At 76.0% G+C, this 13,457-nt stretch carries 9 protein-coding genes; all 9 read left to right on the top strand.

Annotated features, from left to right (window positions below; all coding sequences use genetic code 11):
• Positions 1–1,041, top strand: coding sequence for a protein kinase domain-containing protein (locus tag AC0VYN_RS09250; RefSeq protein ID WP_475535549.1), 1,041 nt, complete (start codon positions 1–3; stop codon positions 1,039–1,041).
• Entirely contained in the window at positions 1,038–1,688 is a 651-nt protein-coding gene (locus AC0VYN_RS09255; protein ID WP_385471737.1) for a 4Fe-4S single cluster domain-containing protein, read from the top strand. Before AC0VYN_RS09250 ends, AC0VYN_RS09255 begins: the two co-directional genes overlap by 4 nt.
• A complete protein-coding gene (locus AC0VYN_RS09260) occupies positions 1,685–3,151 on the top strand; it encodes a hypothetical protein (protein WP_475535550.1) in 1,467 nt (488 codons plus the stop codon). Before AC0VYN_RS09255 ends, AC0VYN_RS09260 begins: the two co-directional genes overlap by 4 nt.
• The gene (locus tag AC0VYN_RS09265) at positions 3,148–5,304 is read left to right on the top strand and encodes an AAA family ATPase (protein WP_475536841.1); all 2,157 of its coding nucleotides are present in this window, start codon (positions 3,148–3,150) and stop codon (positions 5,302–5,304) included. Before AC0VYN_RS09260 ends, AC0VYN_RS09265 begins: the two co-directional genes overlap by 4 nt.
• Positions 5,301–7,364, top strand: a complete 2,064-nt coding sequence (locus AC0VYN_RS09270) for an Hsp70 family protein (RefSeq protein WP_475535551.1) — start codon at positions 5,301–5,303, stop codon at positions 7,362–7,364. The genes AC0VYN_RS09265 and AC0VYN_RS09270 overlap by 4 nt, the downstream gene beginning before the upstream one ends.
• A complete protein-coding gene (locus tag AC0VYN_RS09275) occupies positions 7,364–8,554 on the top strand; it encodes a hypothetical protein (protein WP_385468172.1) in 1,191 nt (396 codons plus the stop codon). The genes AC0VYN_RS09270 and AC0VYN_RS09275 overlap by 1 nt, the downstream gene beginning before the upstream one ends.
• Positions 8,551–11,073 carry a GTPase-associated protein 1-related protein gene (locus AC0VYN_RS09280; protein ID WP_475535552.1) on the top strand — a complete coding sequence of 841 codons (2,523 nt, stop codon included), beginning with the start codon at positions 8,551–8,553 and terminating at the stop codon, positions 11,071–11,073. Before AC0VYN_RS09275 ends, AC0VYN_RS09280 begins: the two co-directional genes overlap by 4 nt.
• A gap of 6 nt (positions 11,074–11,079) precedes the next feature.
• Positions 11,080–12,630, top strand: coding sequence for a TRAFAC clade GTPase domain-containing protein (locus AC0VYN_RS09285; RefSeq protein WP_475535553.1), 1,551 nt, complete (start codon positions 11,080–11,082; stop codon positions 12,628–12,630).
• Positions 12,631–12,734: 104 nt separating this feature from the next.
• Positions 12,735–13,391 (top strand): TetR/AcrR family transcriptional regulator, encoded by a 657-nt coding sequence (locus tag AC0VYN_RS09290; RefSeq protein WP_475535554.1) that lies wholly within the window; start codon positions 12,735–12,737, stop codon positions 13,389–13,391.
• Positions 13,392–13,457: the final 66 nt, after the last annotated feature.

The raw sequence follows: 13,457 nt of genomic DNA on the forward strand, positions 1-13,457 counted from the left end.
ATGCCCCTCACGGTGGTGTCCGGCACCGGACACGAATGGCGCCTCACCGAGCGGATCGGCAGCGGCTCGGAAGGAGTCGTGTACGGCGTCGACGACGCGCGGCCGCTGGTGGCCAAGCTCGTCCCCGACCCGCCCGACCCGGCCGCCTACCGCCGCCGCATAGCCCGGCTGGTGCGCCAGCGCCGCGAGCCCCGCACGGTCCGGCTGCTCTCCGCGACGCCGGCCCGGCTCGCCTGGCCCATGGTGGGGGTGCGCACCGGAGGTCCGGGCGCCGACGGCGTCGACGGCTACGTGATGACCGACATGCGCCACGCCCACCGGCCGTTCACGCACCTGCTGACCCCGGCCGCCCGCCGCGCCCTGCTGCCCCGGGCCACCTGGGCGACCGCGCTGACCGCCGCGCACTCGCTGGCCCGCCTGCTGGCCGACCTGCACGCCGAGGGCTATGTGGTCGGCGACCTCAAGCCCGACAACCTGTGGGTAGACGACCGGGGCGGGGTCGGAATGGCCGACGTGGACTCCTGGCAGTTCACTGACGGCGGCGAACTCTTCCCCGGACGGATGGGCACCACCGGCTACCTCGCGCCCGAACGGATCGGCGCGCCCGCCGGCACCCCGCCGCAGCGGGCCTCGGACGACTTCGTGCTCGCCGTCCTGGTCCACCAGCTGCTGATGGACGGACTGCACCCCTTCGCCGGGTATCCCGCGGACGGCGGCGAATACCGCTCCTACGACGACAACGTCCTGCACGGCCGGTGCCGCCTCCTCGACCGCACGTCGGTGCTGCTGCCCCGTTCCGCGCCACCCGCCGACCTGCTGCCCCGGCGGCTCGCGGACCTGCTGCGGGCCGCGTTCGGCGGCGTGCGGCCCCCCGCGTCGGCCTGGGCCGAGGCGCTGGCCGCCGAGTCGGCCCCCGCGCGGCTGCGGACCTGCCGGACGGACCCGCGGCACGTGCACACGGTGGAGCGGCCCTGGTGCCCCTGGTGCGACCTGGCCGAACGGTCCGGCGACGGGAAGGACACGGAGGAGAACACCGCATGAGCGAGACGACCCGGCTCTCCGTGGCCCGCAGGCTCGGCCACTGCACCGTCCTCGGCCCGGGCACCCGCGCCGTGATCTGGGTGCAGGGCTGCCCCCTGCGCTGCCACGGCTGCGTGGCGGCCGAGACACTGCCCTTCGAGGGCGGCACCGCGTACACCGTGGGCGAACTCGCCGACTGGCTCTGCGCGCTGCCCGACGTGGAGGGCGTCACCCTCTCCGGCGGGGAACCCTTCAGCCAGGCGGCCCCGCTGGCCGCGCTGCTCGACGAGGTCCGCGCCCGCAGGCCCGGCCTCAGCGCCATGGCGTACTCCGGATTCCGGTACGAGGCCCTGCGCAGGGGCGGACCGGACCGGCAGGCCCTGCTGCGGCGCCTCGACCTCCTCGTCGACGGCCCCTACGTCGCCGCACGCCACGCCGGCCTGCGCTGGCGGGGCTCGGCCAACCAGCGCATCGTCGCCCTCACCGGCCGCTACGCCCACCTGGCGGACCAGCCCGACACCAGCGCGGGCGTCGAACTCTCGCTGGAGGCCGACGGATCGCTCTCCTGGGCCGGGGTGCCACCGACCCCCGGATTCCGGGAGGGACTCGAGGAACAACTCGCGGCGCGGGGCTTCGTGCTGCACACCCAGGCACGGAGGGAAGCATGAGCGGATCACCGAAGTACAGCACCGTCAGGGTCACTCCCGCCTACCGGCAACGCGAGGAACGGCGGCGCCGGGAACAGCAGGCGGCACGCCGCCGCCGCGAGGCCCAGCGCGCCCGGGAGCGCGCCGAACTCGCCGCCCGGCGGGCCCAGGAGGCCGCCGCCCGCCGGGAACGGGCACAGGCCGCGGCCGAGCGACGGCGGCACGAGCTCGCCGCCCGGCGCGCCGCCGAACAGCAGGCCCACGCCTCCCGGCTCGGCCGGGAGGAGGCGGGCGCCGACGCCCGCCGCCTCGACGAGGTGCGCGACCTGCTCGTCCGCGTCCGGACGTCCGGCACGGGCGTCCCGGCCGGTGAACTGGACGAGCTGGAACGGCAGGTGCGCACGCTGCGGGACCGGATCGGTCACGAGGAGCGGCTCGGCGGCGCGATCGAGGAACTGCGCGGCCGCATCGTCCTGCTGGACCGGCGGCAGGACGACTCCGGCCGGGCGGCCGACCCCGGCGCGGTCCTGGCCGGCTTCGAACGCAGGCTCGCCGAGATCGGGCCGGACGCCGCGGAGCACGACGCGGAGGGCCGGCAGCGGTGCCTGGAACTGCTCGGCCGGCTGCGCGCCTCGGCCGGCCCGGACGGCCGGACCCGCTTCGAGGCCCTGCTCGGCACGATGGAGCACGCCCTGGCCCGGCACGCCGCGACCGCCGAGGGCCGCGTCGAGGCGGAGCGGCAGCGCGAGCAGCAGGTGCGGGAGGCACGGCTGCAGGCCGAGGAACGCGCCGCCGCCGAGGCCGCAGCCGAGGAAGCGGCCGAGGAAGCGGCCGAGGAGGCGGAACGCGAGCGCCTGACGGCCGCGCTCGGTGAGGCGGCGGACCGGCTCGACGTCGTGCGGCGATCCGCGCTGGACTCGGCGGAGGACGCCCGGGAACTCGCCGCCCCGGACCTCGCGGCGCGGATCGAGGAGGCTCTGCGCGCCGTCACCGGGCCGCTCGCGGCGGGCGAGGCCCCCGAGGCCCTCGCCGCGGTCACCGCGCTGGAGGAGCTGCTCCCCGAGGCCGAGGCGCGGCTGGACGAACTCCAGCTGGCCCACACCCGGCGGATGGACCTCGGCCAGGCCCTCCAGGACGCCATGCTCGGTGAGGGCTTCGCCTTCCTGGGCGGCGAGGACCAGGGCGAGCGGCTCGTCCTGCGCTTCGAACGCCCCAGCGGCGCGAGCTACGAGACAACGGTCGCCACGGACTCCGGAGGCACGCCCGTCCTCGTCTACCACGTGGACGGCGAGCCCGACGTGGCCGTGGAGCCGGCGCCCGAGGGCGCGGTGTGCGACACGACGGAGGATCTCCTGGAGCGGGTGCACGAGGCGGTCGGCGGACAGGACGGCTTCGTCCCCGACGAACTCACCTGGCAGGGCAAGCCGCCCTCGCGGCAGGCCCGGCAGCTGCCCGGCACCGAGGAATGGACGTGGAGCCGGTGAGCACGGTCGACTGGGGGAAGCGGGCGAACGGCGTCGGCACCGCCCGGCCCGGCGCGGGCGCCGGCGCCCCGGGCGGTGCAGGGCGGGACGGGGAACCGGCCGCCGCGGACGGCATGATGCCGCTGTGGGCGATATCCCTCGGGTGGGAGCTGCGGCGCGGACGCCAGGTGATCCTCAACGGGCAGATCAGGGACCGCTGGTGGTTCCACGACCGGCCCGCGTCCTTCCGCAGGGTCGTCGCGGAGGTACTGGTGCTGCGCGGCGCCGAGACGGTGGGCTGGTGGGACCCGGTCGGCGGGCTCACGTTCCCGATCCCGGAGCACGCCGAGCACTTCGACCGCCTGGCCGCGGGACTCCCGCCGGGCGACACACCCGGCACCCACGCCGCCACGCCAGGCGGCGCGGCACCGCGGGCGCGGCCCGGCGCGCCGGACGGCCGGGACCGGACACCGCAGGACGGCCGGACGGCACGGCCCTGGGAGAACCGCGGCGACAACGGCGGCGAGGCCGGAGCGTCCGGTGACGGCGAGGCCCCCGCCGCGCGCACCCGGCGCGGCGACGAACGGCAGCGCGGCCGGGACCGCCTGCTGACCCCGCGGACGCCGGGACGGCCCCGGACCTTCGACGACGTCGTCGCCGTCGTGCAGCGCCTCGTCGCCTCGCCCGACGCGGCCACGGCGTTCGTCTTCGAGGACGTCGACCATCACCTCCCGCCCGGCCAGCCCGCCTCGCACCTCGGCTACCTGCGGCTGCGGGCCGCGATGACGGACGCCGTGACCCCGCACTCCGCCGCGGGACCCGCCCCGCACGCCCGCAACGCCGTCCTCTGCGCGGTCGGCGACGTCGGACGCCTGCCCGGCTGGTTCCACCTGGAGGACCCCCGCATCGCCGCCCTCCACATCGGCCCGCCCGACCCCAGCGAGCGCCGGCTCTGGCTGAGCTGGCTGCACCGGCACTTCAACGGCGGGCAGGACGCCTCGCGCGCCGACCTCGAGGGCCTCGTCGGCGCCACCGACGGCATGACCGGCTGGGACATCGACTCCCTCGCCCGGACCTCGTGGCTGCGCGGCGTCCCCCTGCACAAGCCCGACAAGCTCCTGGAGCAGCACCGGCTCAACGTGAGCGTCGACCCGTGGACCCAGCTCGACCGGGAGACCGTCGCCGGTGCCGCCGGCGTGCTGGGGACGCGGGTGGTCGGCCAGTCCAAGGCCGTGGACGCGGTCGCCTCGGCCCTCCAGTCCGCCTTCGTCGGCGTCGACTTCGGCAACTCCGGGAACGCGCGGCCCCGGGGCGCGTTCTTCTTCGTCGGGCCCACCGGCGTCGGCAAGACCGAACTGGCCAAGTCGGTGGCCGAGCTGATGTTCGGCGACCAGAGCGCCTACGCCCGCTTCGACATGAGCGAGTACCAGCAGGAGCACGCGGCCGAACGCCTCGCCGGCGCCCCGCCGGGCTACATCGGCCACGAGCAGGGCGGTGAGCTGACCCGGCGGGTGCAGGAACGGCCGTTCAGCGTCCTGCTCTTCGACGAGATCGAGAAGGCCCACCCCAAGGTGCTGGACAAGTTCCTGCAGATCCTGGAGGACGGCCGGCTCACCGACGGACGCGGCCAGACCGCCTACTTCTCCCAGTGCCTGATCATCTTCACCTCCAACACGGGGGCGGAAGCGGTGCAGGACCTGCTGGGCGAGCGCGGCGACCGGCTCACCTACGCCGAGCTCGAGGCGCACTTCACCCGGGCCGTGGAGGAGAAGTTCCGGCAGATCGGCAGGCCGGAGATCTACGGGCGGCTCAAGCCCGGCGTGGTCGTCTTCGACATGCTGCGCCGCGAGCACATCGTCCGGATCGCCGACCGGCTCCTCGGACAGCTCACCGAGTCGGTCCGCGAACGGCACCGGGTCGAGCTGGACTTCGACACGGACACCCTGCACCCGTGGATCACCGAGCGGATGTCGGACCCCGAGCACCAGGCGTACGGCGGACGGCAGATCCGCAACGAGCTGGAGCGGGTACGGGCGGCCGTCGTGCGCCACCTGCTGGAGCACCGGCCGGCCCCGGGCAGCCGCATCCGGGCCGGCATCGCGGCCGACGGCACGGCGCGGGTCACGGCCGACGGCACCGCGCCCCGCGCGTGGGAGGGGGGCGAGGACACGTGATCGGCATCGACCTCGGGCACCGTTTCGGACGCCTCGGGCGGATCGGCCCCGACGGCGGACCGGTCGTGACCACCACCGGACTCGACGGCGCGGACGGCGTCCTGGAGCCCCGGCGGGCGCTGCCCCTGCTGTTCGGACCCGCCCCGGCCGGCACGGCCCCCGCGGCCGCGGAACCGGACCGGCAGGCGGTCCTCGGCATACCGGCGTCCGGCGGCCGGGAGGACGAGCTGCGGCGCGCGGCCGAGAGCGCCGGACTGGACGTCGCGCGCGTCGTGCCGGACCCGGTGGCGGTGGCGCTGCACTACGGGGCCGTCGACGAGGGCGTGGACCGCACGGTGCTGGTCTGCGACCAGGGGGCGACGACCCTGGACCTGACCGTCCTCGCCGTCACGCCCGACCTCACGGTGCACCTCGTGCGGACCCGCACGCACCGGCTCGGCGGCGACGACTGGGACGCGGCACTCGCCGGCGTCCTCGCCGGGCGGCTGCCGGACGGGGTGGACCCGCTCCGGGCGGCGGAGCGGCTGCGGCGCGCCCTCGGCGCCTCGGACTCCGCCGACGAGACCGTCGAGGACCCGGCGGGCGGCCGGCACCGGCTGACCCTGGACCGCGCCGGCTTCGAGCGGGCGGTGGCGCCCCTGCGGCAGCGGACGCTGGACGCCGTGGCGGAGCAACTGACCGCGCCCGGACCGGAGGTGGACACGGTCCTGCTGGCCGGCGGCCTGTGCGTGGCCCCCGGCCGACGGGCCGAGATCGAGGCGCTGCCGGCCGCCCAGGGCCTCACGGTCCGCGGCCACCTGCCCGAACTGGCCGTCGTGCGAGGGCTGCTGGCGCTGGGGGACTTCCCCGTCCTGCGCATCGTCGACGGCCCCGCCCCGGGACCGGCCCGGGCCGGCGACCGGTACCCCGTGCCGGAGCGCGTCACCGCCCCTCTCCCGGACCTGAGCGCGGACCGCCCCGGCGCTCCCGCGAGGGACCCGGACTCCGCCGCCGTACCGCCACCGGAGCTGGACCCGGACCCCCTGCCCCGGCGCCCGCTGCCGGATGACCCCGAACCGGCGGTGTCCCGCGACGCACCCCGGACCGCTCCCGGCGGCCCGCGGACCACCACGGACGTCCGGCGGCCGCCGGACGGCCCGACGTCACCGCAGCCGCAGCCGCAGCCGCAGCCGCAGCCGCAGCCGCAGCCCCAGCCGCGGCCACCGGCCCCGGACGCCGGGCCCGTGCCCGAGCCTCCCACCGTCACCGTCCCGGGCCCCCGCCGTGCACCGGAGCCGGCGCCGGCCCCCGAGCCGCCCGAGCCGCCACCGGCCGCGCACGCCCCCCGCACCCCGGAGCCCTCGGACGCCCCGGCCACCGCCCCCGGCGCCCCGGCGGCGGGCACCGCCGAGCCCGTCACCGAACCGGGGGACCACCTCGCCGTCCCCGTCGGGCAGCTCCAGGCCCTGCGCCGCGGCGACCACCTCCTCGTCCTGTGGGCCTGGCCCGACGGCGCCCTCAGCGCCCGCGTCCGCTGGCGCCGCGAGACGGGACCCGCGGGCGAGGGACCGCACCACGGTGTCCCCACGGAGGGCGACCTGCTCTGCCGGCGCCGGGTCTACGAACACGACGGCGGTCTCGACCTGGCCGTCGGACGGGGCGCGGTCACCCTGACCGTCGAGGCCCTGGTGACCGGCCCCGCGGCGGACTGCGAGGGCGCCTCGTCCCTCCAGGTGCCCGCCGAGGCACCCGTCGTGGAGTACGAGCCGACCGTGCGCCGGCGCCTCAGGGGCCGGGTCGTCTCGGTCGCCTTCACCTCCGCCACCGGCTGCGACCTGCCCGCGCTGCGCATCGTCCACAGCCTCGGCCGTTTCCGCCCCACCAGCACCGCCGAGGGCACCGTGCTGCACGAGGTGCCCGCGCAGCGACTGCCCGCCGGCACCCCGCTGACCGTGGAGTTCCCGCTGCCCGCCACCCGGGGCCCCTCCTGGCTGGTCTGCTTCCCCGCGGACGCCAACACCGCCACCGACGCGCCCGTCGACATCCGCCCGACGGCACTGCACAGACTGCGAGTGACCTGATGGCCAGACGACTCACCTGCCCCTACTGCTACGAGAACTTCGCGCCGCGCGAGATCCGCTTCCGCTGCAACAGCCGCCTCAGCCGCACGGGGAAACAGTGCCCACGCCGCCGCGACCAGGTGCTCGACGAGCGCCGTGGCCCGCGCCCGAGCCACGACCTCGGCCCGGACTTCGCCGCCGACGGCCGCAGACCGACCGCCGTGTGCTCCGGCTGCGACGGCGAGACCACCTACCGGATCTGCCCGGTGTGCCACTCCGAACTGCCCGTCCAGTTCGGCCGGGTGGACAACCGCCTGATCGCCATGGTCGGCGCGAAGGCGTCCGGCAAGACCGTCTACATGACGGTGCTGCTGCACGAGATGAGGAACAGGGTGGGCGAGGCGTTCGGAGCCGCCCTGATGGGCCTGGACGACGCGACGATGCGCCGCTACAGCTCCGACTACGAGGACCGCCTCTACCGCGACAACCAGATGTTCCCCGGCACCCAGACCGCCTCCACCAACCTCAACCGGGTCGACCCACTGGTCTTCCGGTTCAGCCTGGGCCGGCGCACCTTCCTCGGCGAACGCCCCCAGCACACCGTCCTGTCCTTCTTCGACACCGCCGGCGAGGACTTCAGCTCCCGGGAGAGCGTGGAGCTCAACACCCGCTATCTCACCGGCGCCGACGGCATCATCCTGCTCCTCGACCCGCTCCAGATGTCCGACGCCCGGGCCGGCGCCCTGCCGGGCACGCCGCTGCCGGGCACCGAGGGCCTCGACGCGCCCGTCAACGTCCTGTCCCGGGTCACCGGTCTGCTGCTCGCCCCGCGCGGCGGCCGCTCCGCCCAGAAGATCGACACGCCGATCGCGGTGGTCTTCTCCAAGATGGACGCCTTCTGGCACCAGCTGGACGCCGGCAGCCCCCTGCGCGACTACGCCCCGCCGGGCGGCCGGTTCGACGTGAGCGACAGCCTCAGCGTCCACGAGGAGGTGCGCCGGCTCCTCAAGGACTGGGACGGCGTCCAGATCGACCAGCTCCTGGACAACCACTACTCCCGCTACCGCTACTTCGGCGTCTCCGCCCTCGGCCGCAACCCCACCCCCGAGGCCCGGGTCGCCGACACCGGCATCCAGCCCTACCGGGTGGCCGACCCGCTGCTGTGGCTGCTCGCCGAGTTCGGGTCGGTACCGAAGGCGGGACGCGGATGACCGGCCGGGCCGCGTCCGGGCCGGCCGGCCCCGGGGCGTACTTCCAGCAGCTCTACTACACCTCCTGCGAACACGGCCTCACCGGCTTCTCCGGGTTCCAGTTCAACGCCGTCAGCGCCGGGGTCAGCCTCGAGACACGGCAGGCCGTGGAGGCCCTCGCCGGATACGAACCACCGCGCGCCCTGGTGGAGTCGGACACCCCGGAACTGCTCGCACGCTGCCCGGTCAACCTCTGCTACCGGCCGTACGACCCGCAGGGCCGGACCGCCACCGCGCTGTGCGTGGCTTACGTGGGCCGGGACTCGGCCCGCCGCTTCGGCAACTACTTCGCCCACGCCCTGCACAGCGACGACTTCCCCGCGGCCGGCGGCGGGACGCTCGCGATCGAGCTGTGGGACTCACCGGTGTGGACCCGCTCGGCGTCCCCGGACACCGAGATCCCGGTACTCGCGGCGCCCCCGCGCGGCCCGCTCGACGCCCGCGCGGTCCGCGACTTCCTCCGCGCCCACCCGCACGCGGCGCGGCTGCCGGACCTGCTGGCCGCCGTGTTCGCGACGCTCACCGACCACGGCTCGGTCGTGGTCGTCGACGACTCGACCGACCGGATCGCGCACTGGTTCGCCGCCGTCTCCTACCTGCTGCCGCCCCCGCTGGCCCGCCGCCTCTCCTTCGCCACCTACGTCTTCCGGCCCGCCCGCAGCCGGCTGCACCTGATCGGCACGGTGCCCGGGGCGCAGCTCGACTTCGGCACGGACGACGAGGCCGCCTACACCGTCTTCGACTTCTCCCGGGGCCACTTCCCGGAGGTGGCCGTCCCCGGCCTGGTGTCCCTGCTGACCCGGATCGGGGTGGGCTCCGTCCGCCCCGTCTGGTCCTGGACGGCGGACTACACCCGCGGCGGGGAGGAGAGACCGGCCGACTGGCACGCCCCGGTCGCCGCGGCGGCGGCCTCGGGCGGCATCGCGCTCACCGGCGCCGACGTGCGCGCGGTGATCGGCTGGCTGGCCGGCGCCGACCACCTGGGGCCGCGCCGGGCCGCCGTCGCCGCCGATCTGCACCGCAAGCACCGCGACCTGGACGACGCGCAGCTGGCGGCGCTCAGCGACGCGGCGAAGGCCGGCGGCGACCCGGCCGTGCACCAGGAGATCGAGGGCAAGCTGCACGAGTCCCGGATGCGGGCGTACATGACCGGCGCCGAGGACGCGGCCGCGCCGGTGCCGCTCACCGACCCGGCGGAACGCGAGCGGGCCACCGCCCTGTGGGAACGGCTGCTGGGCGGCGAGGCGGCCACGGCCCGGCAGCGGGTGCGGCTGCTGCTGTGGGCGCTCGGCGCCCGACTCGCTCCGGAACCCGGCCTCGTCGAACGCGAGACCCTCGCCGTGGCCCGCACCCTGCTCGGCGTCGCGAGCCCCGGACCCGGTCTGCGGCGCGAGGTGGTGGAGCTCGTCGCCGGCCTGCCGCGGATGCGCGAGGCCCTGGCGGAGGCGGTGCGGGAGGCCCTCGAAGGGCGGGACGGACAGGAGCAGCTCTTCGCGCAGTTCCCCGCCGAACTGCTCGGGGAACGGGACCTTCGGGACCACCCGCTGCTCCTGGAGTACCACTGGCGGGCCCGGGCCGAACGGGAGCCCTCGCGCACGGTCGACATCATGTTCGCGATCCTCGAGGTCCGCGGCCGGACGTCCCCCGACGCCGAACTGCTGCGCGGCCTGTGGCGGCACCCCTCACGGACCTGGACCCACCGGGAGGCCCTGCGGATCGCCGCCCGGCTCGCGGACGCCGGGCAGGTGGACGAGGCGGTCGGCGCGTGGCTCGACCGGGCGGTCAACCAGCGGATCGACGACGAGGAGGGGCTGTCGGCCTGCCTGGCGCTGTGCGCGGAGCTCGCCGCGCCCGGCCGCCCGGAGTGGCTGCCGCCGGCCGCGCGGGAACGGGTGCGCATCGTCCTGGAACTGGACAGGGCGCTGCGCACGGAACGGGAGGCCGTCGCGCTCGCCGGCGCGTTCCGGGTGTCGGGCACCGCCACCTGGACGGCGGTGCAGGCGCTGAAGCGGTACCGCCTGGTGCCGGCCATGCTGGCCCTGCCCGTCGACGCCGGCCGGCTCCGCGACGAGCTGCCGGAGTTCGGCCACTCCCTGGCGGAGCACTACCTGGCGGCCGTACGCCGCGCCGCGACCGGCGCCGAGCGGTGCGACGACGTCACGCTCGGCCACGTCGCCGCCGTGGCCGCGCTGCCCACGGCCGGCGGGCGGCTCTCCCAGGCCCAGCAGGACCTCGTCCTGCTGATCCGGGGTCACACCGCCGCGTACTGGCGGACCGCCGACCTCAGACGGCTGGAGGGCGAGGTACGCCCCCACCACCCGCAGCTCGCCGACCACTACCGGGACGCCGCGGAGGCCCGCCGCAGCGGCGCGCAGAAGCTGGCCGGGAAGGTGCGGCTGTCCCTGCGCCGCGGCCGGGGCGGCTCCCCGGACGAGGACCCGCCGGGCGAGGGTTCCCGGCGAGAGAAGAAGGGACGGTGACGTCCGGTGGCCGAGATCGTCGCCTGGGTCCTCATACCCGTGCTCTACCTCGCCGCGCTCACGGCGTACCTGGTCGTCGTCCCGGCCGTCGTGCTGCTGCGGGGCCTCGCGCTGACCATGGAACTCCTGTGGGGCCACGTGCGGTTGCTGATCGGCGTCCTGTACCGGCGCACCCCCGAGTTCCGCACGATGCCGCCCTACCGTCCGCAGGACGAGGCGGTGAAGGCGTACCGCAACTACTTCTTCGGCCCGGGCTACCGGGACCTGCGCCAGCTCCTCACGCTGGAACGCCGGTCGTACCTGAGGACGGCCGGCGACTCCTTCCGGGCCGTGACCTCACGGCAGTTCACGGCCCCGTCCCGGCACCGGGCGTTCACGGTGCCGTACGGGGTGACGCTGTACCTGGGCCTCTGCCTGGGCGTGGTGCTGGCGGTGCCGCCGCTCGCCCTGCTGCTGGCGGCGCACGCCCTCGTCCTCGTCCTGCTGACGGGCGGGGCGCGGACGGTCGCCGGGACCCTGCGGGCGGCCGACCGGGCGGTGCTGCGGGTGAGGCGGCTGCGCACCGGGATGCTCTGCCCGCACTGCTTCGAACGCGTCCCCTACCCGGCGTACGACTGTCCCCGCGCGACCTGCCGGCGCCGGCACGCGGACATCCGGCCCGGCACCTACGGCATCTTCCGGCGCCGCTGCGAGTGCGGGCAGCGCATGCCGACCCTGCTGATGCTGATGGGCAGGGACGCGCGGCTCCAGGCGTACTGCGTGCACCCGCACTGCGAGAAGCCGATGAACGCGGACGCGGGGCACATGCCCGAGGTGGTCCTGCCGCTCATCGGCGGACGGGCCGCGGGCAAGACGCAGTTGATGGCGGCGATGCTCCTCGCGCTGGAGAACGCGGCGGCCGACGGCGGACCGGCGATCACGTTCGCCGACGAGGACTCGAACTCCAACTACCAGGTGCTGCGCGAGGTCCTGCGCATGCAGGGCCACACCCGGGCCACCCAGAAGGACCTGCCCCGGGCGCACTCCTTCGTCCTCGGCAGCGGGCGCTCCGAGCGGCTGGTCCACCTCTTCGACACGGCCGGCGAGCGGTTCGTCGACCGCGACGAGACGGACGCGCTGCGCTACGCCCGGGCCGCGCGGACCTTCCTCTTCGTCCTCGACCCGATGTCGGTGAAGGCGTTCTGGACCTCGCTGGAACCCGCGCCGGGACCACTGCTGGACCGCACCCTCGCCTCGACGGTCGACCCGGAGGAGGTCTTCGGCCGGTCGGTCCAGGCGGTGGCCGCGATGGACGCCCCGCTGAAGCGCTCGCGGCTGGCCGTCGCCATCAGCAAGACCGACCTGCTGGCCGGGCACGGCCTGGTGCCCGACCGCCTCGACGACAGCGACGGCGCCCGCGCCTGGCTCTGCGAGGGCCTCGGCCTGCGCAGTCTGGTCCAGGCGATGGAGCTGGACTTCCAGGAGGTCCGCTACTTCTGCACGGCGGCGGTGGCCGACGAGGACGCCCGGGTGGACGGCAGCATCACCCGCTTCGTCGACTGGTGCCTGCGGGACTGAGGGCGGCGACCGGGCCGGGGGAGCCCTCCGTGCCAGAATGGGCGTCCCGCCGTCCGACCCGCGTCCCCCCGCGTCCCTCCGCACCGATGCACCGAGGTTCTCCCGTGTCCAAGCCCGTGGCCCGTGAGCCGCAGCGACGCAACGCGCGCTCCAACCGCGCGCGCATCCTGGCCACGGCCCGCCGGGAACTCGGCCGGAACCCGGACACCACCCTGGAGGAACTGGCCCGGGCCGCCGGTGTGGTGCGGCGCACCCTCTTCGGTCACTTCCCGGGGCGGGCGGCGCTGCTGGAGGCCCTCGCCGAGGAGGCCTCCGAGGTGCTGCGGAGCACGATGGCGTCGGCCGGGGAGGGGGCGGGGCCGGCCGAACCGGCCGAGCGCGCGCTCGCGTACTTCCTGCTGCTGATGTGGCCCGTCGGCGACCGCTACCGGATGCTGCTGGCGCTGGCCCGGCACGACCTGGGCGCGGAGCGCGTGGCCGAGATCCTCACGCCGGCCCGCGCCGAGGTCACCGCCATCCTGGAGCGCGGACAGCACGACGGCACCTTCCCCGCCCACCTGCCGCCCGCCGTGCTGAGCGCCGGGCTGGAGGCGATGACGGTCGCCCTGCTGGAGCAGGTCAACACGGGCGCGCTGGAGGACGACGGCACCCGGGCCGCCGTCGCCTCGCTCGTCGCGGCCGGCGTGCCGCAGGACCGGGCCCGCGCGGTCGTCGAGTCGGTGGCCCCGACGGTCCCGGCGCACCCGTCGGCCGACGACTGACCCCACCACCCCGTAGGCACCCGCCCCGCCGGAGCAGCAGCGCCGGGGCGGGCGCAGTCGTGCCGT

The sequence above is a fragment of the Streptomyces sp. 63XJN7_1_ISO-PGPR-S23-121 genome, from assembly GCF_056173025.1.

Coding starts and splice junctions, on each gene's coding strand:
- AC0VYN_RS09280 (WP_475535552.1), top strand. CDS start 8,551: ATGACCGGCCGGGCCGCGTCCGGGCCGGCCGGCCCCGGGGCGTACTTC.
- AC0VYN_RS09260 (WP_475535550.1), top strand. CDS start 1,685: ATGAGCGGATCACCGAAGTACAGCACCGTCAGGGTCACTCCCGCCTAC.
- AC0VYN_RS09255 (WP_385471737.1), top strand. CDS start 1,038: ATGAGCGAGACGACCCGGCTCTCCGTGGCCCGCAGGCTCGGCCACTGC.
- AC0VYN_RS09275 (WP_385468172.1), top strand. CDS start 7,364: ATGGCCAGACGACTCACCTGCCCCTACTGCTACGAGAACTTCGCGCCG.
- AC0VYN_RS09250 (WP_475535549.1), top strand. CDS start 1: ATGCCCCTCACGGTGGTGTCCGGCACCGGACACGAATGGCGCCTCACC.